Source organism: Waterburya agarophytonicola KI4 (assembly GCF_020640915.1).
GTDB classification, from domain to species: domain Bacteria; phylum Cyanobacteriota; class Cyanobacteriia; order Cyanobacteriales; family Xenococcaceae; genus Waterburya; species Waterburya agarophytonicola.
The window spans coordinates 19086-43638 of record NZ_JADWDC010000041.1; the positions used below are offsets into that span (position 1 = coordinate 19086).

The 24553-nt window shown below is 39.1% G+C and carries 19 protein-coding genes; 12 read left to right on the forward strand and 7 right to left on the reverse strand.

The annotated features are described in order from the left end of the window. The first annotated feature begins 5 nt into the window (after positions 1–5). Positions 6–683 (forward strand): 5'/3'-nucleotidase SurE, encoded by a 678-nt coding sequence (gene surE / locus I4641_RS15360; protein ID WP_229641428.1) that lies wholly within the window; start codon positions 6–8, stop codon positions 681–683. Here the strand turns inward: surE and I4641_RS15365 are convergent. After that, the gene (locus I4641_RS15365) at positions 673–1176 is read right to left on the reverse strand and encodes an acyl-CoA thioesterase (RefSeq protein ID WP_229641429.1); all 504 of its coding nucleotides are present in this window, start codon (positions 1174–1176) and stop codon (positions 673–675) included. The two genes, surE and I4641_RS15365, sit on opposite strands and share 11 nt — an antisense overlap. A gap of 267 nt (positions 1177–1443) precedes the next feature. On the opposite strand from I4641_RS15365, the gene I4641_RS15370 reads away from it, so the two are divergent. Genes I4641_RS15370 through I4641_RS15390 form a run of 5 tightly spaced genes read left to right on the forward strand, consistent with a single transcriptional unit; the run spans position 1444 to position 6021 of the window. After that, a complete protein-coding gene (locus I4641_RS15370; RefSeq protein ID WP_229641430.1) occupies positions 1444–2538 on the forward strand; it encodes a HEAT repeat domain-containing protein in 1095 nt (364 codons plus the stop codon). A 38-nt stretch (positions 2539–2576) separates the two neighbouring features. Next, the gene (locus tag I4641_RS15375; RefSeq protein WP_229641431.1) at positions 2577–2816 is read left to right on the forward strand and encodes a hypothetical protein; all 240 of its coding nucleotides are present in this window, start codon (positions 2577–2579) and stop codon (positions 2814–2816) included. Continuing rightward, positions 2791–3009, forward strand: a complete 219-nt coding sequence (locus I4641_RS15380; RefSeq protein ID WP_229641432.1) for a hypothetical protein — start codon at positions 2791–2793, stop codon at positions 3007–3009. Before I4641_RS15375 ends, I4641_RS15380 begins: the two co-directional genes overlap by 26 nt. A gap of 27 nt (positions 3010–3036) precedes the next feature. Then, a complete protein-coding gene (locus I4641_RS15385) occupies positions 3037–4131 on the forward strand; it encodes a glycosyltransferase family 4 protein (protein WP_229641433.1) in 1095 nt (364 codons plus the stop codon). 39 nt (positions 4132–4170) lie between these two features. Next, the gene (locus I4641_RS15390; RefSeq protein WP_229641434.1) at positions 4171–6021 is read left to right on the forward strand and encodes an ATP-binding response regulator; all 1851 of its coding nucleotides are present in this window, start codon (positions 4171–4173) and stop codon (positions 6019–6021) included. Positions 6022–6119: 98 nt separating this feature from the next. Here the strand turns inward: I4641_RS15390 and tatA are convergent, their stop codons facing one another. Continuing rightward, positions 6120–6293 carry a twin-arginine translocase TatA/TatE family subunit gene (gene tatA, locus I4641_RS15395; protein ID WP_229641435.1) on the reverse strand — a complete coding sequence of 58 codons (174 nt, stop codon included), beginning with the start codon at positions 6291–6293 and terminating at the stop codon, positions 6120–6122. Positions 6294–6435: 142 nt separating this feature from the next. On the opposite strand from tatA, the gene I4641_RS15400 reads away from it, so the two are divergent. Then, complete coding sequence (locus I4641_RS15400; protein ID WP_229641436.1) at positions 6436–7209, forward strand: phycocyanobilin:ferredoxin oxidoreductase; 774 nt, start codon at positions 6436–6438, stop codon at positions 7207–7209. A gap of 415 nt (positions 7210–7624) precedes the next feature. On the opposite strand, the gene I4641_RS15405 is transcribed toward I4641_RS15400, so the two are convergent. Both I4641_RS15405 and I4641_RS15410 read right to left on the reverse strand, forming a co-directional pair. Further along, complete coding sequence (locus I4641_RS15405; RefSeq protein WP_229641437.1) at positions 7625–8932, reverse strand: (Fe-S)-binding protein; 1308 nt, start codon at positions 8930–8932, stop codon at positions 7625–7627. A 46-nt stretch (positions 8933–8978) separates the two neighbouring features. Continuing rightward, positions 8979–10286, reverse strand: coding sequence for an FAD-binding oxidoreductase (locus tag I4641_RS15410; RefSeq protein WP_229641438.1), 1308 nt, complete (start codon positions 10284–10286; stop codon positions 8979–8981). A gap of 467 nt (positions 10287–10753) precedes the next feature. Between I4641_RS15410 and I4641_RS15415 the strand changes: the two genes are divergently transcribed. After that, entirely contained in the window at positions 10754–12616 is a 1863-nt protein-coding gene (locus I4641_RS15415; protein WP_229641439.1) for a spondin domain-containing protein, read from the forward strand. Positions 12617–13050: 434 nt separating this feature from the next. Here the strand turns inward: I4641_RS15415 and I4641_RS15420 are convergent, their stop codons facing one another. Then, positions 13051–13329 (reverse strand): TIGR02450 family Trp-rich protein, encoded by a 279-nt coding sequence (locus I4641_RS15420; protein WP_229641440.1) that lies wholly within the window; start codon positions 13327–13329, stop codon positions 13051–13053. A 68-nt stretch (positions 13330–13397) separates the two neighbouring features. On the opposite strand from I4641_RS15420, the gene I4641_RS15425 reads away from it, so the two are divergent. Then, positions 13398–14960 carry a polysaccharide biosynthesis/export family protein gene (locus I4641_RS15425; RefSeq protein WP_229641441.1) on the forward strand — a complete coding sequence of 521 codons (1563 nt, stop codon included), beginning with the start codon at positions 13398–13400 and terminating at the stop codon, positions 14958–14960. Positions 14961–15067: 107 nt separating this feature from the next. Continuing rightward, complete coding sequence (locus I4641_RS15430; protein WP_229641442.1) at positions 15068–17443, forward strand: GumC family protein; 2376 nt, start codon at positions 15068–15070, stop codon at positions 17441–17443. Positions 17444–17550: 107 nt separating this feature from the next. Here the strand turns inward: I4641_RS15430 and sir are convergent, their stop codons facing one another. After that, positions 17551–19476 (reverse strand): sulfite reductase, ferredoxin dependent, encoded by a 1926-nt coding sequence (sir, locus tag I4641_RS15435; RefSeq protein ID WP_229641443.1) that lies wholly within the window; start codon positions 19474–19476, stop codon positions 17551–17553. Positions 19477–19816: 340 nt separating this feature from the next. Beyond that, positions 19817–20260, reverse strand: coding sequence for a Fur family transcriptional regulator (locus I4641_RS15440; RefSeq protein ID WP_229641444.1), 444 nt, complete (start codon positions 20258–20260; stop codon positions 19817–19819). Positions 20261–20412: 152 nt separating this feature from the next. On the opposite strand from I4641_RS15440, the gene I4641_RS15445 reads away from it, so the two are divergent. Beyond that, a complete protein-coding gene (locus I4641_RS15445) occupies positions 20413–20889 on the forward strand; it encodes a CRR6 family NdhI maturation factor (protein WP_229641445.1) in 477 nt (158 codons plus the stop codon). 544 nt (positions 20890–21433) lie between these two features. After that, positions 21434–24442 carry a putative Ig domain-containing protein gene (locus tag I4641_RS15450; protein ID WP_229641446.1) on the forward strand — a complete coding sequence of 1003 codons (3009 nt, stop codon included), beginning with the start codon at positions 21434–21436 and terminating at the stop codon, positions 24440–24442. Positions 24443–24553 lie beyond the last annotated feature (111 nt).

Genomic DNA, 24553 nt, shown 5'->3' on the forward strand with positions numbered 1-24553 from the left:
ATGAAATGACAATTATCTTAACTAACGACGATGGTATTGATGCGGATGGGATTCGCGCCTTGCAACAAGCGGTTTCAGGAGAAAGTATCATTGTCGCCCCCAATCAACAATATTCTGGTTGCGGACATCAAGTAACTACCCACAAAGGTATTAAACTAGAGAAAAGATCGACTACCGAATATGCTCTAGATGGGACTCCTGCGGACTGTACTCGCATGGCAATTACTCAAATAGCTACCAATACCAAACTAGTGTTATCGGGAATCAATGCAGGAGGAAATCTAGGAACAGATGTCTATATTTCTGGCACTGTAGCAGCAGTGCGAGAAGCAGCTATTCATGGCATTCCTGGGATTGCTATTTCTCACTGGATTAAAAAACCTTTAGTCATTGATTGGCAAGTAGCAACTAATTGGACGAGCCGAGTATTAACCGATCTACTGTCTCGTCCTTTACCCCCTGGTAGTTTTTGGAATGTTAATTTACCCCATCTCGAACCTGAACAACCCGAACCCAAAATTGTTTTGTGCCAACCTAGTATCGATCCTTTACCTGTAGATTTTCTGATGGAAGGAGATAATTACTACTATCAAGGCAAATATAGCGATCGCGATCGCACTCCAGGTACTGATGTCGATGTTTGTTTTGGCGGTGATATAGCCGTGACGTTAATTAGATTGTAATATGCTTAACTAAAGCATTTTGAACTACAGGAGGTAATTTACGCATAATTTTGCCTTTTTCCCGATCTACTCCCACCAAGACTACTTTGCCCGTCATAAACAATTCTTGACCATCGTAGGAGCGAATTTCGTAATCCCAATTAATCCGAACTCCTTTTGTTTCCACCAGACGGGTTTTGACTATTGCCGAAACTCCCAAACGAACTGGCAAATGATAACGTATAGAAAGTTCGACTACTGGTAAATCGCAACCTAAAGCAACAAGATCGGCAAACTCAATGCCAATTGAACGTAAGTATTCTACTCTTGCTTCTTCCATCCAAGCTAAGTAAGTACCATGCCACACAATTCCTGCATAATCTGTATGATGGGGTTGGGCTTTGACTGGATATTCAAACCAACTCTGGCTTTGAGCTTGCAAGCTATGATCGGCTTCAATGGCGGAGGTTGGTAGTTTGGGTAACTGAGGAGATGGCTTTGATTTATCTGTCAATTTACTTATACTCCTAATGCTTTTGATCGGGCAATAATTTAATCTGTACTCTATTTTAAGCCTTTCGAAATTTTAAATTAACAAGATTTGGTAACAGTCTGTTTTTTGCTTAATACTTTAGATTTATTTGATTTTCTAGTATAGAAAGTTTAATCTTAGGTCTTTGCAGGTAAGTACCTGATAGTTAGATTTTGATTCATAGTTTTGACGATCGCAATTTTAATTGCGATCTGAAACATCGATTTTAAAAATTGCCAATTTATTATTATGATTAATTTCCGTTTTCTTGTTCTTTATGTCACTTTATTCGGTTTATGCCTAGACTTGAATAGCTTTGCTATAGGGATGAATGAAAATTCAAATAATGTCGCTCTGAACATAACCACCGAAATCACCAAAGAGAATATCCCTAAGATATCGATTGAAAAACCAGAACAGTTAGTTCAAAGTATTCAGGAACAACCAGCAGAAAAAACTAATCAGCGTTTGTCTTTGATAGGTATAGCGGTAACTTCTATCTTGTTTTTATTTGTTCTTTTAATGCTCTTCAAAAAAGAAGAAGAACCACCAGAACAATCAAAGGAACTAGTTTCCCTGGAAAATGCAAACAGCATAGAATCTCAAGAAAAAGATAATCAATTGGCTGTAACAGAAGAATTAGTTACCGAGTCAACATTACCCATGATTGGGATGAGCCTTCATGAAGAATTTGACTATCAGCCAATAGTCAGTACAGAATCAACTGATATCAAACTATTGAAAGCGATCGAGCCAGAAATGACCATAGCGGAAGTATCGCAAGAATTGGCTGAGACACAAAACCCTATAATAGACTCGGATATTACGGGGAAGCTAACTATTGTTACTTCCAATACTACTGAAATTGATGTAGTTTTTGAACTAATCCAAGATTTACAACGAAGCTCTACATCTAAGAGAATAAGCGGACAAACAGACTTGAGACGGAAGGCAATTTGGCAATTAGGTCAGACCAATGACTTGAGGTCGATAGAGCCTTTGGTGCAGATTATTGCTCAAGTTGACTCTTTAGAAAAGAGCTTAATTTTGGATGCCATTACTCAAATCACCGAGGGTAATTTGGCAACTATCGATCACATTTCGTCTATGTCTCTAGAGAACGAAAGTGCCGAAGCTAGACAGAATGCGGTTCAACAATTGAATCTTTCATATCAGTCTATTATATCTCTGATAGATCGTTTGTCAGAAATGACGGAAACTCACGATATAGAAGTAAGAAACACTGCTAGATGGGCATTACAGCAATTCGAGCGCGTCTCTCTTCCTAGTTCGTCAAGCGATCGCAATTTGGCTTCTAGCAACGGTAAATTTAGTAGAATATGAAGCCTGTAAACTAGATCTATGATTCAACTTCTATATAGATGCTCAAAACTTTAAGGCGATCGCTCAACAAGACTTTTTATTGGTTCTTATTATTGCCCCCGATCAACTTAGCTTTAATTGACAATATAGCCCAGGCTCAATCTCCGCAAACTTCTTTAATCCCAGCACAATTAGAATTAGCGATTACTTCCCATGATTTTATGGGATATGATGCAGCATCTCAACAACTAATTCGCTCTGCAATAGTGAGTAATGGAAATTCTTATAGTTTCTTATAGTTTAGTCGCCGAAGACTGGCAAGACGATAAATTAATTTGGTCGGGAACGATCGTCAGAAAAGCACAAACTACGCCATTACGAACAGAAATTGTCAAAGACAGTCCAGATAAGTTTACCGCTACCTACTTTATTCCCAATGAGACAGGGGAGTTTATTCCTCTCGTTAATGAAAGTTGCCTTAGATCTCTATAATGCTAATGCTGCAAAGAAATTATAACTATGTTCAAAATTCTTCTTTTATCTACTTCTGTCGGTTCGTTAGGTTCGGGACAGGGTGGAGGAGTAGAATTAACAGTACAGAATCTGGCGCAAGAGTTGTGTCGTCGAGGACATCACATTAAAGTAGTTGCCCCAGCAGGTTCTTGGTTGAACGGTGTTGAAGTGATTACCATTGGTGGTAATTTACAAGTACCCGTGCAGACTCAAAGTCGTGATATGCCGATTTATATGCCCGATAATGGGGTGCTGGCTAATATGTGGGAGTATGCCCGCCAAGTGCAGCTGGAGTACGATCTGGTGGTTAATTTTGCCTTTGATTGGTTGCCGTTTTATTTAACGCCTTTTTTTGAGACTACCATCGCTCATTTTATCAGTATGGGGTCGATGACAACTGCTAGCGATCGCATTATGGAACAAGTAATCGACCAATATCCAGGGACATTTGGCGTTTATACCAAGTCTCAAGCCGATACTTTTTCGTTTGGAGATGAGTGCGAAATTCTCAGCAGTGCCATTGATATTGCCCTCTATGAGTTTAACAATGCGCCTCAAGACTGTTTGGCTTGGCTCGGTCGAATTGCCCCTGAAAAAGCCCTAGAAGACGCGGTAGCTGCTATAAATATTACCGATACTCCCTTAAAGATCTTTGGCAAAATACAAGATGAAGAATATTGGCAAAAAATATGTCGTGATTTTCCTGATGCACCTATCGAATATCAAGGATTTTTGGATACAAAAAAACTACAAAAAGAGTTGGGTCAATGTCGTGGGTTATTAATGACTCCTCGCTGGATCGAAGCTTTTGGCAATGTGGCAATCGAAGCTTTAGCCTGCGGCGTTCCCATTATTGCTTACCGTCGCGGAGGACCGGCTGAGATTGTCCAACACGATCGCACGGGGTTTTTGGTCGAACCAGATAGTATTACAGGCTTAGTAGAAGCGATCAAGCAAATAAATAAGCTCGATCGCGCTGCATGTCGTCGTCAAGCAGAATCAGAATATTCTTTAGAAGCATTAGGCGATCGCTTTGAAGCTTGGTTTCAAAAATTAGTTATTAATGACCATAAAATACAAAATCTCACAATCCAAAGTTAAGATAGTGTTCCCTCAGAACTTTTTTGGCGAGTGACATCTATGTCCGATCCCCTTCCTCTAAACCAAGATAAGATCTTGATTGTCGATGATGTATTAGACAATTTAGATTTGCTCTCTCGCATACTCACCAGAAGGGGATATACAGTACGCTCGGTAGATAATGGAACAGAAGCGATCGAGATCGCACAAACTGGTTGGGCAGATCTGATTTTACTCGATATCAATATGCCAGAGATGGACGGTTATCAAGTTTGTCGTTTTTTGAAAGAAGAAGATACGACTAGTTCTATTCCAGTTATTTTCATGAGTGCTTTGGATCAAACAAGGGACAAAGTTAATGCCTTTCGGGTTGGAGGTGTGGACTATATCACCAAACCTTTTCAAGTTAAAGAGGTGATAGCTAGGGTAAAAACTCATCTCCAGCTACGCAATTTACAAAAAAACTTAGAAACCCAAGTAGTATCTCGGACAATTGAATTGGCGACGGCACTACAAGAAGCCAAAGCTGCCAATAATGTCAAAAATATTTTCTTTTCTCAAATGACCCATGAATTGCGGACTCCTATGAACGCTATTTTGGGCTTTATACAGTTGATGCAGCGAGATTCAAGTTTGAATTCGGAACACCAAGAACAACTCCGTATTATTAGCCATAGTGGAGAGCATTTGATGGCATTGATCAATGATGTATTGGAGGTTTCTAAAATAGAAGCAGGACGATTGGTGTTAACAAAAAACAACTTTGATTTGTATCGAATGCTCAAAGGAATCGAAGAGATGTTGAACATTAAAGCCCAAGCTAACAATATAAATTTTGTGATTCAACGTAACGATCTCGTTCCTCAATACATTCAAACCGACGACCAAAAATTGCAGCAAGTTTTGATCAACTTGTTGGCTAATGCAGTCAAATTTACCCCCAAAGGGCAAGTAAGTCTTAAAATTGGCTACAATCCCCAAAAACCTAATCAACTAGACTTTGGAGTCGAAGATACGGGGTATGGCATAGCACCAGAAGAATTAAGCGATTTATTCGTTCCTTTCGTGCAGACCAAAACTGGTAGTCAATCTCACTCTGGTACTGGATTGGGCTTATCAATTTCTCAGCAGTACGTGAAGTTGATGGGGGGAGAAATTAAAGTTACCAGTCAGGTAGATCGAGGTTCGAGCTTTAGTTTTAGTATTCAAATCGAAATAGGCGAACCTATTGCTCAGTCTTCAGAATTCCTCCGCGTAATCGGCTTGCAGCCAAATCAAATTATACCCAAAATTTTGATAGCGGAAGATCGTTGGGAAAATCGTCAATTTTTAGTCAGGTTATTAGAGATAGTCGGTTTTGAAGTCAAAGAAGCAATTGATGGAATCGAAGCGATCGCTATATGGTCTGATTGGTTGCCAGATCTAATTTTGATGGATTTACAAATGCCTGTTATGGATGGGTATGAAGCTATTCAACATATTAAAAGAACGGACAAGTCTGTAGTCATTATTGCTATCACTGCTTCTCAATTTAAAGAGCAAAAGCAGTTTATTTTGTCTTCTGGATGTGATGATTTACTAAATCTTCCTTTCCAAGAAGAAGAATTGTGGCTCAAAATTGCCCATCATTTAAAAGTCGCATATATCTATGAAACTCCCGTTCGCACTATCTCTACTGGATCTCAGTCTCAACGCAAAACGATCGACCCCAAAATGTTGACGATTATGTCATCTGAATGGATTGAACAGTTAAATTACTATGCAACAGCGGCTAATACAAAAGAGATTTACAGTCTATTGGAACAAGTTCCCCAACAAAATGCCGATTTAGTACTGGCGATCTCTTCTTTAGTTGATGACTTTTGTTTTGAAAAAATTATCCACCTAACCACAGCAACCACAGAATGCTAAATGATTAATTATTGAATTTTCGGCATATTGAACAATGACAATGACGAACGATTTTTTTGAGGTTTTGATATTAAATCAGTTACCAATTAATCAACGATTTAGTCTTGTTCTGTTTCTTTTCCCTCATCTAGTGATGGATTGTCCATTTCTTCTTTAAAACCTCGTATAGTCTTACCTAATGCACTACCGATTTCTGGTATTTTCTTGGGACCAAAAACCAGTACCGCTACCAAACCAATTACTGCCATTTCGGGTATGCCTAAACCAAACATAACTACATCTCCTGCACTAAAATCTATTACGATTAATAGCTAAACATATCTATAAAGTCAGTCATCAGTATATCGTTAAATTTATAGACATCTGTGGCTACTAATATTTATATGCCTAGATAAAGCTTTTTTATAATCTGCAATGTTAGAAACTTCTCAACCCTCTCTACGTCAAGAGCAACATCCTTTAATACACCGACTTGCCGAAAGAATTATTAATTATTGGCATAAATATTTGGAACTATCTCCCTATTCTCTACCAGAAGGATTGGGTTATGTTGAGGGTAAGCTAGAAGGGGAAAAACTGAGAATTGAAAACCGCTGTTACCAAGCTCCCCAATTTCGCAAGATGCACCTAGAATTAGCCAAGGTAGGGAAAAATTTGGATATTCTGCACTGCGTGATGTTTCCTCGCCCAGAATATGCTTTACCTATGTTTGGTTGCGATATCGTAGCAGGTAGAGGGGGAATTAGTGCTGCGATCGCCGATCTTTCCCCGACAAGCCCTGAAAAGACTCTTTCTGCTGGTTATCTTCAGCGTCTTTCTGCTTTAACCAAAACTAATTTTACCGAAATTAGAGAATTACCTCCCTGGGCTGATATTTTCTCGGAATACTGTTTATTTGTTCGTCCCAATAACATCGAAGAGGAACAAGATTTTTTAGATGTTGCTGCCAATTATCTTCGCATTCATTGTCAACAAGCAGTGCAATCTACTCCCATATCTGATCGAGAACAAAAGTTATATTTAGCAGGGCAACAATATTATTGCAATAAACAACAGCAAAATGATAAAACTCGTCGGGTTTTAGAGAAGGCTTTTGGCGAAGAATGGGCAGAAAATTATATGACTACTGTCCTGTTTGATGTTCCCGAATCTTTGGATGAAGAACATATCCCCGTAGCAGGAGACTAGCCGATATTCATTATTTGTTCCCTTAAGATAAATTGATGCTGATATATTGACAAGGTTAAATAAGAAAGTTTAATATGATATTTATAAATAAACTGTGATTTATTACACGGTTGTACGCAGCAGAAAGTTACTAATATATGGAAATATTGTCTCTTTCTCTCATACTTGTATTGGTGACAATTTACGATCTAGCTGTTAACACAGAGTGTTAGACATAAGAGTGCTAGACATAGATTACGAATCTACTTGTATTTTGAAGCTTTAAAAACTTAGTCCGAGGAAAAGAGTCAAGAGAGATAATTAATTGTGCTTCAATTTAACTCTTTTCCTTATTTACACAATCGAAAAAGTACTATCTTGAACTTAAGACAGTACTTTTTTTGTATGGTTATTTTGTATGGTTGGTTTCCAATAATTAAATTTCTATTTTTTTACCTTGGATTGAATAATCTAATAATTCGATAGGATGTAATAGCTTGAGGTTGGAATCTCGATCGTCTAAATGTTTCTGAATTTGGAGAGAACACCCAGGATTAGGGGAAGCAATCAAACTCGCACCCGTATTAATTAGATTGGTTGCTTTTTGTTTTCCTAGTTCGTCTGCGGTTTCTGGCTGCAACATATTATATATTCCCGCACTACCACAACATAATCGCGCATCGATGGGTTCGCGTAATTTGACTCCAGGAATTTTTCTTAATAATTGGCGAGGTTGCAAGCTAATTTTTTGACCGTGTAATAGATGACAAGCATCTTGATAAACTACGGTTAATTCGTCAGATGTTAAAGGATGTAATTCGGCAGTAAATTCTATTTCTGACAAAAATTCTTGAACATCTCGAACTTTACTGGCAAATAATTGTGCTTTTTCGGCATATTCAGGATCTTCTGCCAAAATATGACCGTATTCTTTAAGAGTATGTCCGCAACCAGCAGCATTGATGATAATTGCGTCTAAATCTTCTTCGATAAAACTATCAATCATCTGTTTGGCTAAAGTCTGTGCTTGTACTTCTTGCCCTTGGTGGGTGGGTAAAGCAGCACAGCATCCTTGACTGGAGGGAATGATCACGTCACAACCATTTGCAGTTAATACCCTAGCGGTAGCTTCGTTGACGGGAGAGAAAAATAATCGTTGGACGCAGCCTAATATCATGCCAACACGATAGCGTCTTTCTCCTTTAGCAGGTATGATTTCGGGTAGATTGTCTTGCCAAGAATCAGCAGTAATTTGAGGTAGAATTGACTCCATTGCTGCTAAACGGGGAGTCAACTTGTTTAATATTCCCGTATTGCGTAGTAGTTTTTGCAAACCTGAATTTTGATACAGCCATAGAGGTGGGAGTAAATTGCGCAAGCGCTTGGGATAGGGAAATAAATTAAAAATTAAAGTCCTAATTAATCGATCGCTGAGATTTCGAGGTTGGTTTCTTTCGATCTGAGGGCGAGTAGCAGCCAGAAGTTTGTCGTATTGGACTCCAGAAGGACAAGTTGTTACACAAGCCAAACAACCCAAGCAGGAATCAAAATGTTGGGAAGTTGCGACGTCTATAGTAGCTTCTCCTTTATTAATGGCATCCATAAGATAGATTCTGCCCCTAGGGGAATCCATTTCTTTACCAATTACTCGATAACTAGGACAAGTAGCAAGACAGAAACCACAATGAACGCAACTGTCTATTAGTTCGGGCTGGGGGGGATTTTTGCTATCAAAATTAGTCATTTGCGATCGCTCTAGATTTTAATGTATAAGATTTTTTTTTAATTGATTAAACTATAAAGCGGTTGGGGTTGAGAATATGCTGTGGATCGAATTGGTTTTTGATGGCTTGCATGGTTTTAATGGCATTACCTTGGTATCCCCATATATCTAATTCTTGCTTAGTTGTTTCTGACGCATTGAGGATAGTGAGAAAGCCGTGATTTGCTTGGCAATGCGATCGCATTTGGTTAATTATTTGGCGATCTGGATTATTTAACTGCAATTGTCCGATACCGCTACTAGCATGAATTCTGATAGCGATCTTATTATCAATAATCTCTTTTAATTGTAGGAAATTTACCGCAGCAGTAGGGGAAATCCCTATTTTACAAATGACGGCTTGTTCTGAATTAGAAACGCTAGTAATGGTGGTGCATTTTTGCCACAAGTCTATTTCCCCTTGCTCTTGATAAGTATTTGTAGCTAAATTCAACTCAATTGCGGTCGCTTTTACTTGTTCTATCTGTTGTTGAATACTTTCTGGAATTGTCTGCCAGCGCGCTATTAAACCAACATTTCCCTCTAACTCTAATCGATCGATTACATTGTTGGATAACAAATCCATTGCAGTAGGAGTCAAACCAGAATTACGAATGGTTTTGGTTGCAGTGGCAATACTATCTACCGTTCCTGTTAATAATACAGTTTGGGAAGTAGCAATTATGGGAAAAGTACGAAAAGTCAGTTGACTAATTATGCCTAAAGTACCATACGCTCCCGTAAATAATTTCATTAAGTCATAGCCAGCCACATTTTTGACTACCCTTCCTCCTGCCTTGGCAATTGCACCATCAGCACGAACCAAAGATATTCCCAGTAACAAATCCCGAATACCGCCATAACGTTCTCTCCAACTACCCGTATCGGCGGTAGCAACTATTCCCCCTAGGGTAGCCGTGTCGGGATAACTAGGATCGATGGGTAAAAACTGATTGTGCCATCGCAATATTACCTGGAGATCTTTTAATTTCATCCCCGCTTCTGCGGTTACTGTCAAGTCTCCTACGGCATGTTCGATAAGACGATCGCATTTTTGGGTACTAATGACTAATTGAATATCCCTAGCAGAATTACCCCAATTTAATTTAGTACCATTACCACAAATTAAGATCCGCCATTGCTCTTGAGATGCTTGTTTGACTATAGCTGCCAAAATATCTACAGACTGAGGAAATACTAGATATATGGGCTGGCTACTTTTAATTACCGCCTGGCTTATTTTGGTTTGCCAAGGAACATCAGCCTGAGCTAGTTCGACTAATTCTGTTTTGCTATCAATAATAGATTTTATAGCAGTTGCGATCGCAATTGTCATGTTGACGAAAATGATTTATTTGATGCTCAATCATTGTCGCATTTTGTTGCACACACCATAGGGACGTTTCTTAAAATATCTGTTATGTTAAGTATCTAAATTTTTACACCAATCTAAATACAAAAAGTAGTACAGATTGTCTTTTGTTAACAGCAATAATTAATTATTATCTCATTCAATTCTCATTTTCTTGAGTAAAGGTAGATTGAAAATATTAAAGTAGACAATCGATAACTCATGGCTAATTCATACTATAAATCAAGAGCTAGAATTGCGTTCAATTCCTCTAAAAAGATTAATTGCCATGTGGAAAGAACATTTTTTGATACTTTAATCTCAGCAAACAAAGCAAAATATATTTTCTGATTAAGCAAAAGGCGATCGCTCAAATAGCAAAAAGCATCACTTTGTAACTAATAAGAAAACAGCAACAATCTATCTCAAAAATTAGTTAAAAGGAACTCAAAATGCCAGAAACGAATGTTACCGTAACTATTGAAAATCTTGCTCCAGAAAATGGAACTTTTATTACTCCTATATGGGTAGGGTTTCACAATGGAGAATTTGATACTTACGACAGAGGCAGACCCGCATCTTTCGGTGTCGAACGATTGGCTGAAGATGGAGATACAGAAGTTATTTCCCAAGAATTTTTGAATAGTGGCAATGGGACAGTTGATGGAACTCTTCTCGGTCTGGATGGTATTGAAGGACCGATAGATCCAGGGGAAATTGTCACTCAGACCTTTACTCTAGATAGCGAAGATCCCAACAGTCGCTATTTTAACTACGCTTCGATGGTTTTGCCATCCAACGATGCTTTTATTGCCAATGGCAATCCATTAGCTATTCCCGTCTTTGATCAAGAGGGTAATTTCCTGGGCGCAGATTTTATTATCTATGGCGATGAAGTCTTAGATGCAGGAACAGAAATAAATGACGAAGCAGAAAATAGTACTGCTTTTTTTGGTCAAGCAGAACCCAATACGGGAGACATTGAAGGAGGAGTAATTGAATCTCATCGTGGGTTTATTGAAGGTGGGAGAATTTTAAGTGAAGACGGCAGCGATCCCAATGCTGGAGGGGATTTTACTGGTACTGATTTTACCGAACCTGGATACGAAATAGCCAGAATTAGCATCCGCAATGACGACGAACCCCTTCCTCCTTCTCCAGACCTAGTAGAGGTTACTGTCACCGTCGAAAACCTCAGTCCAGAACAAGGAACGGCTTTAACTCCTTTGTGGGTTGGTTTTCACGATGGGGATTTTGATACCTACGATCGCAATAGACCTGCTTCTGCTGGATTGGAGAGTCTAGCAGAAGATGGCGATACTACATTATTTTCTGAAGAATTCCTCAATAGTGGCGCGGGATTTGTTGAAGACGTTATTGTTGGAGATGGAGGAGCAAATCCAGGAGTAATTGACGTAGGAGAGACTACTTCTTTTACTTTTACTGTCGATCGCTCTTTGGCTAGCAGTCGTTACTTAAATTATGCAGCGATGGTATTGCCATCCAATGATGGATTTATTGCTAATGGCGATCCTATTGCTCATGAAATCTTTGATCAAGATGGTAATTTCTTGGGTGCAGACTTCACCGTTGCGGGAAATGAAGTATTGGATGCAGGAACAGAAGTAAATGACGAAGCAGAAAATAGTACTGCTTTTTTTAGTCAAGCAGAACCGAATACGGGAGAAATCGAAAATGGTTTAGTAACAACTCATCCAGGCTTCGATCCAGACGGAAGAATTTTAAGTTCGTCTGATTTTACTAATGCAGATTTTACGGCTGAAGACTATCAGATAGCCAGGATTACCGTCACGGCGGATGGCTTCGAGCCAGAAGCACCAGAAGATGACGATGTTGAAGTATATCGTTTTTTCAACAACGACTTACAACTAGAGTTTTACACTGCTAACGAATTCGAGCGAGATTATCTTGTAGAGAACTTTCCTCAATACCAACTACAGGGAGTTTCTTTTATTGCTGCTGACGAACCTGTAGAAGGAGAAGATATAAGTGGAGTCGATCCCGTCTACCGATTTTTCAACACTAGCACGGGAGTTCATCTTTATACTACTTCCGATATCGAAAAAGATGCTGCCATAGAAAATTCTAACTATTCTTTTGAAGGTATTGCTTACTATGGTTATGAAAGCGAGCAAGAAGGTACAGTTCCTCTCTATCGTTTCTATAACGAAAGTTTAGATGCTCACTTCTATACTCCTTCATCCGAAACCAAAGATATTTATCTCGAATCTCCTGATTACCAACCAGAAGGAGAAAATGGTATTGCTTTCTATGTCGAACCAGCAGAAATTTAAAATTTCCCTTTCGCCATCAAGCTAACTATAGAGCGATCGCTTTTCCAAGCTAAGGCGATCGCTCTAATCAATATATTTCAAACGTTTTAAAATACCCTTCGAGCTTTTGAACTTGGGAATGTGGTGTATTCTGCCTATAAACTTTAAATTCTACCAAACTGACAATTCTCGGTCTACACTTATTTTTTGGAGGGCTAGCTCAATTTTGCGTTAGTCCAAGAAAAATTTATCAACTGGCGAAACTTCATCGCATATTTTGCGGACATTTGCTAATGCTACAGTCAAATTGTTCATCGATACTTTATGTCGATCTCAGATTTTTATACACAAACTAAAATAACAATTACCAAAGATAATGTTATTATCTTTTCAAACCTTATTTATTAAACGTTGTTCGCAAAAACTTGATTTAATCTTTAAACATATAAACAAACTTAATAGCTAGAATTATTAACATCATTACTGTCCTCTAACTCTTCTATCTCTTGGATGGTTTTCCATCCAGGTAGCCAAAGGGAATCATCTTTAAGTTGAATAGCATTCAGCCAAAACTTAGTCTGGGGATCGCATGATGATACCATTTCTGCAAATATCCATTTTCCTTGGTTCTTGCGAGCAATAACTTGGAAATGCCTCCAACCCCAGGTTTTTTGGATAGCAGTCCACTTTGAACCAACTAAAAAAGGAAACTTTTGTTTTCGTTTTTTCGACATTTTAACTTCAAGAGACAATAATGTTAGTCTAGTCGCAATAATCAACTTCTTTTCATTGTGATATTTTTATGAAAAATACATCCGTTTTGTATCAATTATTTTTAGATCGAGTTAATAGCTACAGTGCGATCGCATTATCCCTCTGTTTGACTCTTGCTGCTACTCCAGCAATGGCTCAAAACAATACTATAGAACTGCAAGATGCAGGCTCCAATGAGGCTACAACAGAAAAACAAGGTATCAACTATCGAGATTTACCCCCCCTCGAAAACAATAATTCTTCCCAACCAGACTTACCCCCTGCTTTACCAGCAGAAAGTATTGAGTTCGCTACGGGAGAAAGTGATTATACTCTCGGAGCTGGAGACAAAATAAATCTCAACATCTTCCAAGTAGAAGAATATAGTGGGGATTATCCCGTACTAGTAGATGGCACAATTAGTTTACCTTTAGTTGGTAGAGTAGATGTGAGAGGATTGAGCCTCAAAGAAACATCGGATAAAGTTTCTAAAGAGTACTCCACTTACCTCAAACGGCCAATCATTACAGTTGGTTTAATTGCACCTCGTCCTCTCAAAATTGGTGTTTCTGGAGAAGTTGACAACCCAGGCTCTTATGAAGTTGCTTTAGAAGCCGATAATCCTCAATTTCCTAGCGTTACCGATATTATTCAACAAGCTGGTGGGATCACTACGATTGCTGACGTACGTAATGTAAGAGTCCGCCGACAAGTTAAAGGCAAAGAAGTAGTATATAACTCTAATCTATGGAATTTGCTCACCAAAGGTAAAGTTAGAGAAGATATATCCCTGAGAGACGGTGACGACATATTTATTCCCACCACAGATGAGATCAACACGAGTGAATTGAATAGATTAGCTCAAGCTAGTTTCGGGTTGCAGTCTGATAAACCGATCCAAGTAGCGGTAGTTGGTGAAGTCTATCGCCCAGGTTCTCACTTTATTCAGCCCGAATTGTTGAGTAGAGGTAATGAAAACGGTGCAAACCAAGGCAGACAAGAATCTATTCCTCCCAGATTATCTCAGGCTTTGGTCGGAGCAAATGGGATCAAACCCCTAGCCGATGTTAGAGATGTACAAGTAAAACGTACATCTTGGGACGGTTCGGAAAAGCTAATCAAAGTCGATCTTTGGGAATTAATTACTGCTGGAGATACCGACCAAGATATTATTCTGCAAGATGGCGACAAAATTGTAATTGCCAAAGCGGATAAAATAACCTCAGCAGACAGTCAAACTATTGCTGCTGGTACTATCTCCCCAGGAGAAATTTCAGTTAACGTGGTAGGTGAGGTAGTTAACCCTGGACCAGTAAATGTTCAACCCAACACTCCTTTAAACCAAGCAATCTTAGCTGCAGGGGGCTTTGATAGTCAGCGTGCTAATAGTAAAGAAGTCGAACTGGTCAGTTTAAAGCCCAATGGTACGGTAGAAAAGCGTAAAATCAAAGTGGATTTAGGAGCAGAAGTGAATGATGAAACTAACCCCGTACTCAATCGTAACGACGTAGTTGTAGTTGGTCGCTCTGGATCGACTAAAACTTTTGATGGTGTAGGTAAAGTTACTAGCCCCCTTGGTGGATTATTTGGCTTGTTTAACGCCATTTTCTAAAATTTAGAGACAAAAATACCCATTGCTTCTACTTCAGAATTGCAGCAATGGGTTACTATGCGAATAATATTTTTAAAATAATCCGTGTTGTGAGGATTGATGACATAATGCCCGATAGAAGTTCAGATCGTTCTGCTTATCCTCCTGTAATAAATGGAAACGGTAATAGAATTGGCGATAAAAATGGAAATGATGGTTATCTCTATTCTCCACCTGTTGTCAATCAAGTCGTAAGCAGCGAAGTAGATGGGGATGGTCTCGATCTGCGTCAATTGGCGAGCATAGTTAAACATCGTCTGCGTTTAATTGGTGCTGTTGCTTTTGGTGTAACTACAGCAGTAGCATTAATTACATATAATCAAGAACCCTTATACCAAGGCAAATTTCAACTTTTAGTTGAGCCTTTAGCAGAAGAGCAAGAAGATCCTCTATCCTTGTTGCAACAAGATTTTGGCGGCTTAGATTATGATTCTCAGATAGAAGTATTGCAAAGTCCTCATGTTTTAGATCCGATAGTTGAAAATCTTCAAAGCAAATATCCCGAACTTGAATATAAAGAACTAATCAAACCCAAAAAACAACCTCTTAGAATCAAGCAGGTAGATCAAACCAAAATTCTAGAAGTGTCTTATGTTGATGAAGATCCTCAAAAAATTCAATATGTCTTAGATAATTTATCCGAAGCATATTTACGCTATTCTCTCGAAGAACGAAGAGTTGAAGTCAAACAAGGACTTGATTTTGTTGAAAGCCAGTTGCCTGAAGTTAGAAATAGAGTTGACGACTTACAAGGAAGAGTACAAAAATTTCGCCAACAATACAATCTGCTCAATCCAGAAAAACAAGCAGAAATTTTAGCCAACAAACAGGTCGATTTCGAGCAAAATTACTTTGCAACTCAATCAGAATTAAAAGAAACAAGATCTTTATACGCTCTTTTACAAAAGCAACTAGGCTTACAACCTCAGCAAGCATTGGCTGCTAGTTATTTGAGCGAATCACCGCGCTATCAAAATCTTTTAAACGAATTACAAAAAGTGGAAGTAGAGCTGGCGCAAGAATCGGCTCGCTTTTTGCCATCTAATCCTATAGTTCAAAATTTAGAAGAAAAGAAAAATAAATTACTGATCTTGTTACAACAAGAGGCTGGGGGCATCTTGGGAGACAATCTAGCTAATTCAGTAGAGAATACTCCCAATCTTACTTCTCCTAGTTCCTTGCGTTTGGAATTGAATCAGCAATATATCCAAGCAGCAAACAAAATTGAAATCTTGGAGATTAGGCAGCAGGCTCTAGGAGAAGCTATGTCTCAATTAGAAGATTTGACCAAGCAAATGCCTATTATTGCTCGTCAATATACAGATTTGAAAAGAGAGTTGACTGTAGCTACAGAAAGCTTGACTCGTTTTTTAACTGCTCAAGAAGAATTACAGCTTAAAGGAGCGCAACAAGCGCTGCCCTGGCAAACCATTGCTCAACCAATTGTTACTGAAAGACCAATTTCTCCTAACCCTCCCCGTAATCTTGCTTTGGGTTTAGTTTCTGGGGTTTTATTAGGTCTTGGTGCAGCTTTGTTAGCAGAACGTCTCGATCCTGTCTTCCATTCTTCAGAAGAATTAAAAGAAAGTATCAATTTACCCATACTCGGTTTGATTCCAGTTCAAAAAGATCTCAAACCTCTAGACGAATTAGAAACTTCTCCCAAAAAAGAGAAATTGAATCTGCCGCAATTACAAATTGGGAATACTACTCTCAATCTCAATAACTCTCCTAAACCCGAGTCAACATCCACTACTATCAATAGCAAACAAAAGTGGTATGGTGCATCTCCTTTCCTCGAAGCATTCCGTTCTCTCAATACCAATATTAAGCTGTTGGGTTCTGATACTTCGATTCGCTCTTTTGTAATTAGTTCTTCTATCCCTAGTGAAGGAAAGTCAACTATTTCTTGTCACTTAGCTCAAGCTGCGGCGGCGATGGGACAAAAAGTTCTTTTAATTGATGCAGATTTACGTCGTCCTCAAGTTCATCGCTGGATTGGTGTGGAGAATGAAGAGGGGTTGAGTAATGTTTTGGCAACGGGATTAGATATAGAAGAAGCAATTGTCAAAGTTCCTCAGTGGGAGAATTTATCAGTAGTTACCGCAGGAGATATTCCTCCCGATCCCACTCGTTTGCTAGCTTCGCAGAAAATGCACACCTTGATGGAGCGACTCAAGAGTAGTAGAAAGTATGATCTGATTATTTACGATACTCCTCCTATTCTGGGCTTTGCTGACGGTAGAATATTGTCAACTCGTACTAATGGAGTAGTATTAGTAGTCCGAATCGGTAAAACAGATCGCTCTTTACTCAAACAAAACATTGACAATATTAGGATGTCTAATGTACCTGTGTTGGGAGTTATCGCCAATCAAGTAAATCGTAGTAGTAATTCTTATCATTACTATAGTCACTACTATAGTGAGGCTGAACGAAAGTGAATTGAAGTTGATGACTTTATATATTACATTTTGACATATGAAAAGAAAGAGACTGTCCATTTGGCAGTCTCTTAAATATTTATTTTGTTTGTTTTAATCAGCAAAAATCAGGCTTCTTTGCTTTTCGTGAAATAATCGCTTAAGGCATCAGCAATAATCTGATTCATCGGTCTGCCTTCTTTCTGAGCAATTTCTTTTAGTTGGGGGAAAACCTCATCGGGTACGCTGACGCGACGTTGGTTTTTACGGAATTTGCGTTTAGTAGTATCTGTATCCATATAGCTTCCTATGGTGTAGTTTGCAGAAAAATTGCGAATAGCAGCGAACCCAACACGACTACAGAACGAACCAAAACTTTCTTTTGCTTTGCGATTTTGCATAAAGAAAACGAAAATAGGCTCAAAGAAGGTTTCAAGATCTTCTACGGGCATCTTTTGCTCGTATGGTTGGGCTAATTGAGTTTGGTTTGGCGTACCTCCTAGCCAAATCTGATATTTGCCAGGCGCGCTGCCAACGAATCCAAGCTCTGCCATGTAGGGACGAGCGCAACCGTTAGGGCATCCCGTCATCCTGATCGTGAAGTGTTCGTTTACCATTCCTAGTTTATTCAATAATGACCGAATACGATCGGTAATTCCTGGTAAAGCTCTTTCTGATTCGGTAACTGCTAGTCCACAAGTAGGTAATGCGGGGCAAGCCATAGAATAGCGAGTTAATGGTTCGATCGCTTCGGGATCGGTTTCTATACCTCGGTTTTTGAGGATATTTTCTACAGTTTCTTTGTGTTCTGGAGCAATTTCACACAAAATGATATTGTGATTGCCAGATAAACGCATGGGCAGATTTAGCTGCTCTACAATCTCTCTGAGGGCTGTTTTGAGTTGAAAAGCACCTTCATCTTTGACACGCCCATTCTCGACCCCAATACCAAAGAACCATTTGCCATCTCCCTGTTCGTACCAACCTAAAAAGTCTTGATATTCCCATTTAGGTAATTTTTTGTAGGGTTTTAGTTCTTTGCCCAAATAACCTTGAACTGTCGATTTGAATTTCTCTACGCCCCAGTCGTGAATCAAATACTTCATGCGAGAATGACGACGATTAAAGCGATCGCCGTAGTCTCGTTGAGTTGCTACAATTGCTTTAACTAGATCGTAGACATCTGCTTTATCTATATAGCCAATTTCATCACAAATTCGAGCAAAAGTTTCTTCTTTATTGTGGGTACGCCCCAAGCCACCACCAGCAAGAACATTGAAGCCCTGTAGTTCTCCTTTTTTGTTAGTCATCACCACCAAACTAATATCATGGGTATAGACATCAATGGAGTTATCTCCAGGTACGGTCACGCAGATTTTGAATTTACGAGGTAAAAATTGTTCGCCATAAATAGGTTCGGGGCTATTTTCTACAATCATTCCCTTACCTTTACTTTTTCTGGCTGCTACTACTTCAGGAGCTTCTTGAGCGCTAATAGCTTTTTCTCCATCCAGCCAAATTTCATAATAAGCACCACTTTGAGGATTTAAAAGATCGGCAATATTATTTGCATATTCAAAAGCATATTGATATTCAGGTTTATTCTTGAAGGGTGGAGGAGGAGACATGATGTTGCGATTGACATCTCCACAAGCACTCAAAGTAGAACCCATGCTACTAAGGATATTTTTAATTACTTCTTTGAGATTTTTCTTTAAAATTCCATGAATTTGAAATCCTTGACGAGTTGTGACTCGAAGAGTTTGATTGCCATATTCTATCGACAGCTTATCTAAAGCTAAAAATAATTCTGGCGGAATAAATCCCCCTGGGCTGCGAGTACGCAACATCATTTGATAGTCTTTTTCTTGACCTTTTACCCGATTGTCGCGGTTATCTTGTTGATACGAACCGTGAAACTTCAAGATTTGAATTGCATCTTCACTAAAATGCGTAGTATCCTGCTTAAGCTCGGTTAAAAGAGGTTCTCTTAAAAAGTTACTACGTTCTTTTAGTTTTTCTACTTTGGATGTTTTGATAGGAGTCTGAACCATATTCTTCTTAAATAAATACCAGGAGGGCTGGCTTGTCTTGTACTGCTTTGTGGTCTAGGGCTTCAGTTTTATCTTAGCGTCTGAAATGTCTATAGACTTTAAAATCAAGGGATAGGAAAATATAAAAATACAAAAATACAATTATTTATTGCGCTTTTTCTACTCCAATGAATTATAAAGATTCCTTTTTATAGCTATCTAACTAAAACCTTAGCTAAGGACTTAATATTTTCTCATTTTAGTAACAAAGAACACAAGTTTTTGTCTCTAAAATGCTTACAAAAGTTAGCTAAATTGTTTTTTTGTTTTGGATTGTTGGTTTAACCATCTTGGAGCGTGATTATTCTAACTCTTGTTTATAACCAAAAAAGTCGATACGATAGTCGGTAATTTTTACTCCCGTTTCTGCTTCAATTTTCTCGATCGCAGATTTTGGCAGTTCAACCTGTACGTCAATTATTTGCTTGGTATCGAGACAGTTTACATGACTGTGAGAATGGCTGATATTACCATACAGTCTTCCATCGGAACGTTCCACACATTCGATTATGCCTCCAGCAGATAAGGCATCGAGATTTTGATACACTGATGTATGACCAATTTCTTTGCCTTCTTGATTGAGCAAATCGTAGATCTCTCTTGCAGAAAGGTGGTTCTCGTTTTTCCATAACAATTCTAGAATATAGCGACGCTGGCGACTAACTCGCATTCCTAATTCTTGACAGCGAGTTACAGCATCATCGAAAGAGTTGATTGGTATTTGGCTTGCCTGGGTCGTCTTCATCGGCGAAACTCATTAAATGTGAGTCGATATAACTTATACATAGTCATTACCACTTTAACTTAAAATATATACTGATATTTTCATAGAACTAGTAAAGTTAATTTTAACTTAATACAATTATCCTCATATTCTCTACTTTTGTAATATTTATTGTGACTATAAAATTAACTCTAGATACTCAAGCCATCAATAATTTGGATTTATCTATTATTGAGAATAAAATTGAGTCTTGGATTGAAGATAAAAAACTGCTTGACTACGAACAGCAATTACAGTTTGCGATCGCTTATCCTAGAGAAGCCGACGATCCCCGCGAACTTTCCGAAATACCAGAGATCAGGCTATGGTATGTCAGATTAGATTCGGTATATCCTTGGATACCATTTTTACTAGATTGGAAAACAGGGGAATTAGCTCGTTATGTGGCGATGTTAGTACCCCATCAATTTAATCGCACCGAAGGTATTATTTTTAATCCCGAAGCTTTAGAGCTTTTCGTGATGAATAAAATTTTTGTGTTATCGGACTGGTTACAACAGCAAAACATTCCAGAGCGATCGCGTTTAAAGTCGATGGCAAAGCTATTTGGTTACGAACTAGATAATGCTTTTTTTGAGATGATTTTGTAATTGGTTATTGGTCATTGGTTATTAAATACAAAAGCAATCAACTCAATCGCTAAACATATAGTATCGGTAATCTTTGTGTATTTTAGTGATTTCAAAAATAAATTATTGACAGGCGATCGCTAGATATGGTTTAATCAAAAAATAAATTCTCATAATGGTAATAGTGAGGTTTGGCGCAAAGAGTCCCCACTCCCATTATAAAAATAATTTTAGCACAATCAGCGATCGCTACAGAAACCCGAGATAAAATTTTTCTGCCAAAACCTGAAGTCTTTAAAATAATTAGCTTTTAACGTATCGATACATTGAAATATACGTAATTTTTGCTTAATTTTAAATTTAGATTGAGAGAGCAAACTTGTTATATTTATGGGCTAAGTTGGGAATTCTAATGGAGTAAATCTAAATACTTAATAAAAGCGAAAATAGCTTTGGCGATAGTAGAGTCGGTCGGGCTTATCGATGCAGACTTAACTGCCTTACTCGTTAGTATTTTGTAATTATTAATAGCTCATCAATTTAATAATTAACCACAGAAATAATTATGGCAACTTTCAACGTAAATCAAGCAACAGATAATGGTCGAGGAGATGTATCGGGGAGCTTAAGCTGGGCAATAGCCCAAGCAAATATAAATCCTGATACAGACACCATCGAGCTACAGAATGATGTACGTCTAATGTTGTCTAGCGATCTAAAACGCATGGAAACTGTCATTGAAAGCAATATTATCCTTAATGGTAACGATCGCACTGTCAGTGGAGATAACAATAACAACGGCACTATCGATCTTGATGGTACAGATCGACCTATCCTCTTTATTAGTCAAGGCAATGTGCTATTGCAAGATTTAACCCTAACTAATGGCGTAGCTAAAGGTGGTAATGGTTCTGGTGGTGGTGCTGGTATGGGAGGGGCATTGTTTATTTATGACGGAGATGTCAGAGTAAACAACGTCAATTTTATCAATAATAGAGCGATTGGTGGTAATAGCCAACAGGGTTTTGAAGGTCAAAGTAGTTTTAATAATCTCAACAGCTTGGATGTTAATTTTGGTAGCTATGGCAATTATGGCAGTAATGGCGAGTATACCTATGATGGCGGATATCAAACAGATGGATGGTCAAATTACGGTTCTGGAGGTGGAGAAGGGGGTCACGGTGGTAATGGTCGCGACGGTAATTTAGGCGATGCTGGTGAAAATGGGGGTATTGGTGGAGATGGTGGAGATGGTGGATTTGGTGGCGGTGGCGGAAATGGCGGCTTCGGTGGGTTTGGCGGTCATGGCAGCGATGGCAGTGCTGCTGGAGATGGGGGTATTGGTGGAGATGGTGGAGATGGTGGAGATGGTGGATTTGGTGGCGGTGGCGGTACTGGTGGCTTAGGTGGCTACGGCGGTTGGGGTGGAGATAACAGCGAAAGTAATTTAGGCGGTGTTGGTGGAGATGGAGGTGCTGGTGGAGATGGGGGTGCTGGTGGATTTGGTGGTGGCTATGGAGGAATACGAAGTACGGGAGACGATGGTTCTATCGGTTATTTGAGTTATGGTGGTTATGGTGGAAATGGTGGTTACGGCGGTTATGGTGGTGGTGGAGCTGGCTTCGGTGGCGCAATATTTATTCGTTCTGGCAATTTAGTCGCATACAATTCCACTTTTACGGATAACCAAACAATTGGAGGTATTGGTGGCAATACCAATTCTAATTTAGATAATGGAAAAGGTTTAGGAGGAGCAATTTTTGCTATAGATGAAGAAGCGGCACTTAGCAATCTCAATCAAGGAGGTATGCCCGATACATTACCTACCGTAACAATTGCCAATATTACCTACAACAGCAATTTAGCTCCTGATGATGCTAATAATAATTATTATGGTTCTGAACTAGCCCTCTATACTGTCCCTACCCTCGGTAGCAATCAAATATCAGACCAAATTGCCGTTGTAGACGAACCATTTAGCTTCCAAATTGATTCGGGTACTTTTGAAGATTTTGATGGCGATATTTTAAGTTACACCGCAAGTTTGTCGAATGGTTCGACATTACCCGATTGGTTAGAATTTGATTCTACTCTCGGCATTTTGAGTAGTATTGTCAACCCTAGCAACAACGATGTTAGTCTTTTAGAAATTGAGATTACTGCCACTGATGGTATCGGATCTGTTAGGGATAGTTTCAATTTATTTGTTGCGAATGTTGTAGTTATTAATACTACAGAGTATATAGCAGGTGATGATGATGATGTCATTATTGGCAACGATACAAATAATACTATTCGAGGAGGCGATGGCAATGACGTTATTGCTGGTTTTGTTGGCAGAGATCGTCTTTATGGTGATTTAGGTGACGATACTCTTGTGGGTGGAAATGATAACGATCTGCTTGATGGAGAAAGCGATCGCGATATTCTCTATGGAGGACAGGGATTAGATACCTTAGTCGGTGGCGATGGTGATGATTCCTTAGATGGGGGTAGCGATCGCGATACTCTTAATGGAGAAACTGGTAATGACACCCTCGATGGGGGTAGCGGTGACGATAAACTCTACGGCAAAGTCGGTCAAGATCTTCTCTTAGGTGGGTCGGGCAATGACTTCTTTAGCGGTCATGATGATAATGATACTCTCTATGGAGGAGATGATATTGATACCCTCAATGGGGGCAATGATAATGATCTGCTTGATGGAGAAAGCGATCGCGATATTCTCTATGGAGGACAGGGATTAGATACCTTAGTCGGTGGCGATGGTGATGATTCCTTAGATGGGGGTAGCGATCGCGATACTCTTAATGGAGAAACTGGTAATGACACCCTCGATGGGGGTAGCGGTGACGATAAACTCTACGGCAAAGTCGGTCAAGATCTTCTCTTAGGTGGGTCGGGCAATGACTTCTTTAGCGGTCATGATGATAATGATACTCTCTATGGAGGAGATGATATTGATACCCTCAATGGGGGCAATGATAATGATCTGCTTGATGGAGAAAGCGATCGCGATATTCTCTATGGAGGACAGGGATTAGATACCTTAGTCGGTGGCGATGGTGATGATTCCTTAGATGGGGGTAGCGATCGCGATACTCTTAATGGAGAAACTGGTAATGACACCCTCGATGGGGGTAGCGGTGACGATAAACTCTACGGCAAAGTCGGTCAAGATCTTCTCTTAGGTGGGTCGGGCAATGACTTCTTTAGCGGTCATGATGATAACGACACTCTCTATGGAGAAAGTGGAATCGATACACTCAATGGTGGTGCGGGGGACGATCTTATCTATAGCGGACAGGGTGACGATAAACTCTACGGCAATTCGGGTTGGGATACTTTTGTCTTAGAATCTGCTACTGGTACAGATATTATCAATGACTTCAAGAATGGCGAAGATTTATTTGGTTTGACTTCCTCTCTCGGATTTAGCGATCTAAGTATTATTAATAACTCTGAAGGAACGGCAACCTTAATTGTTGACACTACCAACAGCGGGCTTATTTTGGCAATTGTGAATAATGTTGATTCCGTGGATATTACGGTAGATGATTTTATAAATATTTAGTCTAACTAACACTATAGGGATATTTGACATTTATTTACCCCTACATTCAAACATAGTGGCTCTACCGTAATTCCCGTGGTAGACACTAGATATGGTGTGGTTGTCAAGAAG

Coding starts and splice junctions, on each gene's coding strand:
- I4641_RS15370 (WP_229641430.1), top strand. CDS start 1,444: ATGATTAATTTCCGTTTTCTTGTTCTTTATGTCACTTTATTCGGTTTA.
- tatA (WP_229641435.1), bottom strand. CDS start 6,293: ATGTTTGGTTTAGGCATACCCGAAATGGCAGTAATTGGTTTGGTAGCG.
- I4641_RS15430 (WP_229641442.1), top strand. CDS start 15,068: ATGCCCGATAGAAGTTCAGATCGTTCTGCTTATCCTCCTGTAATAAAT.
- sir (WP_229641443.1), bottom strand. CDS start 19,476: ATGGTTCAGACTCCTATCAAAACATCCAAAGTAGAAAAACTAAAAGAA.
- I4641_RS15390 (WP_229641434.1), top strand. CDS start 4,171: ATGTCCGATCCCCTTCCTCTAAACCAAGATAAGATCTTGATTGTCGAT.
- surE (WP_229641428.1), top strand. CDS start 6: ATGACAATTATCTTAACTAACGACGATGGTATTGATGCGGATGGGATT.
- I4641_RS15440 (WP_229641444.1), bottom strand. CDS start 20,260: ATGAAGACGACCCAGGCAAGCCAAATACCAATCAACTCTTTCGATGAT.
- I4641_RS15425 (WP_229641441.1), top strand. CDS start 13,398: ATGAAAAATACATCCGTTTTGTATCAATTATTTTTAGATCGAGTTAAT.
- I4641_RS15400 (WP_229641436.1), top strand. CDS start 6,436: ATGTTAGAAACTTCTCAACCCTCTCTACGTCAAGAGCAACATCCTTTA.
- I4641_RS15380 (WP_229641432.1), top strand. CDS start 2,791: ATGGAAATTCTTATAGTTTCTTATAGTTTAGTCGCCGAAGACTGGCAA.
- I4641_RS15405 (WP_229641437.1), bottom strand. CDS start 8,932: ATGACTAATTTTGATAGCAAAAATCCCCCCCAGCCCGAACTAATAGAC.
- I4641_RS15410 (WP_229641438.1), bottom strand. CDS start 10,286: ATGACAATTGCGATCGCAACTGCTATAAAATCTATTATTGATAGCAAA.
- I4641_RS15415 (WP_229641439.1), top strand. CDS start 10,754: ATGCCAGAAACGAATGTTACCGTAACTATTGAAAATCTTGCTCCAGAA.
- I4641_RS15420 (WP_229641440.1), bottom strand. CDS start 13,329: ATGTCGAAAAAACGAAAACAAAAGTTTCCTTTTTTAGTTGGTTCAAAG.
- I4641_RS15375 (WP_229641431.1), top strand. CDS start 2,577: ATGCTCAAAACTTTAAGGCGATCGCTCAACAAGACTTTTTATTGGTTC.
- I4641_RS15385 (WP_229641433.1), top strand. CDS start 3,037: ATGTTCAAAATTCTTCTTTTATCTACTTCTGTCGGTTCGTTAGGTTCG.
- I4641_RS15450 (WP_229641446.1), top strand. CDS start 21,434: ATGGCAACTTTCAACGTAAATCAAGCAACAGATAATGGTCGAGGAGAT.